At 71.1% G+C, this 1,835-nt stretch carries 1 protein-coding gene and 1 pseudogene; both read right to left on the reverse strand.

Annotated elements, in window-relative coordinates:
• Window positions 1-316: pseudogene (locus AB0M52_RS33635) on the reverse strand (hypothetical protein); the annotation flags it as partial.
• Window positions 317-398: 82 nt separating this feature from the next.
• The coding region (locus AB0M52_RS33640) for a TRCF domain-containing protein (protein WP_363961892.1) at window positions 399-1,835 on the reverse strand (1,437 nt) is incomplete at its 5' end.

Here is a 1,835-nt window from a genome sequence, read left to right on the forward strand (position 1 = left end):
GCACCTGCAGGTTCTTCTCCGCCACGACCCGCTTGCCCAGCTCGAGGCTGACCAGCAGGTTGACCACGTCCTGCCGGGTCACGGCGGCCTGGAGGTGCTCCGGCGACGGGGCGACGCCGGCCTGGGCCGCCTCACTGCGGACCGCCTCGCCGAACTTCGCCTGGGCATCCTCGTAGATCGCGTCCACCCGACTCACCGAGTAGGTGGTGTCACCGACGTACGCGGCGACGTCCGGCGAGGACTTCCCACAGGCGGCAAGGGAGAGGACACCGAGGGCCGCGACGCTGGCGGCGGCGACAAGACGGCGAGCACGCATGCGGGTCACTCTCTCATGTCCCCAACATCCGCCCGTGACCCCCCACCCGTCATCCTGCCTGGTACGGGTTTGGGTGCCGGGCTCAACGGACGGCGGCGGTGGGCTCGGCAGGTGCGCCGAGGACGTCGGACAGGAGTTGGGCGCACCACTCCAGCAGGGCCTGATCGCGCAGTGGCTCGCCGCCCACCCGGCGGGTGCTCGGCCGGGGCACGCTGACCTGGTCGAGCGCCGCCTTGTAGACCGAGTCCGGGTGGTAGCGCTTGAGCCGCAGCTGCTTGGAGTCCGGCAGCGGCAGTGGGCCGAAACGGAGGTGCTTGCCCTGCATGCTGACGTCGGTCAGGCCGTAGCGGCGGGCCAACAGCCGGAACCGGGCCACCGCGATCAGGTTCTGCACCGGGGCGGGCGGTTCGCCGTACCGGTCGGTCATCTCGGCGGCCACCTCGCGCAGCCGCTCGTCGTCGCGGGCCTCGGCCAGCTTGCGGTACATCTCCAGGCGCAGCCGCTCCACGCCGACGTAGTCGTGCGGCAGGTGTGCGTCCACCGGCAGGTCGATCTTTACGTCGGTCTCCTCCTCCGGCCGCTCGCCCTTGAACGCCTGCACCGCCTCGCCGACCATCCGGACGTACAGGTCGAACCCGACCCCCTCGATGTGCCCGGACTGCTCGCCGCCGAGCAGGTTGCCCGCGCCCCGGATTTCCAGGTCCTTCATCGCCACGTACATGCCGGCGCCCAACTCGGTGTGCTGGGCGATGGTGGCCAGCCGCTCGTGGGCGTGTTCGGTGAGCGGTTTGTCCGGCGGGTACAGGAAGTACGCGTACGCCCGCTCCCGGCCCCGGCCCACCCGGCCCCGGATCTGGTGCAGCTGGGCCAGGCCGAGCAGGTCGGCCCGCTCCACGATCAGGGTGTTGGCGTTCGGGATGTCGATGCCGGACTCCACGATCGTGGTGCAGACCAGGACGTCGAACTCCTTCTCCCAGAAGCCGACCATGACCTTCTCCAGGGCGTCCTCGCTCATCTGGCCGTGCGCCACCGCGACCCGGGCCTCGGGCACCAGCTCGCGCAGCCGCCGCGCCGCCCGCTCGATCGACTCGACCCGGTTGTGCAGGTAGAAGACCTGCCCGTCGCGGAGCAACTCGCGGTGGATCGCGGCGGCCACCTGCCGGTCGTCGTGCGCCCCGACGGCGGTGAGCACCGGGTGCCGCTCCTCCGGCGGGGTGGCGATGGTGGACATCTCCCGGATCCCGGTGATCGCCATCTCCAGGGTCCGCGGGATCGGGGTGGCCGACATGCTCAGCACGTCGACCGCGGCCCGCATCGACTTCAGGTGTTCCTTGTGCTCGACGCCGAAGCGCTGCTCCTCGTCGACGATGACCAGCCCGAGGGACTTGAACCGGGTGGCCGCCGCCAGCAGCCGGTGGGTGCCGATCACGATGTCGGCGGTGCCGTCGGCGACCATGGCCAGGGCCTGCTCGGCCTCCTTCGGCGTCTGGAACCGGGACAGCTGCCGGATGGTCACCGG

It is taken from the genome of Micromonospora sp. NPDC051296, assembly GCF_040682255.1.
GTDB lineage: Bacteria > Actinomycetota > Actinomycetes > Mycobacteriales > Micromonosporaceae > Micromonospora > Micromonospora craterilacus.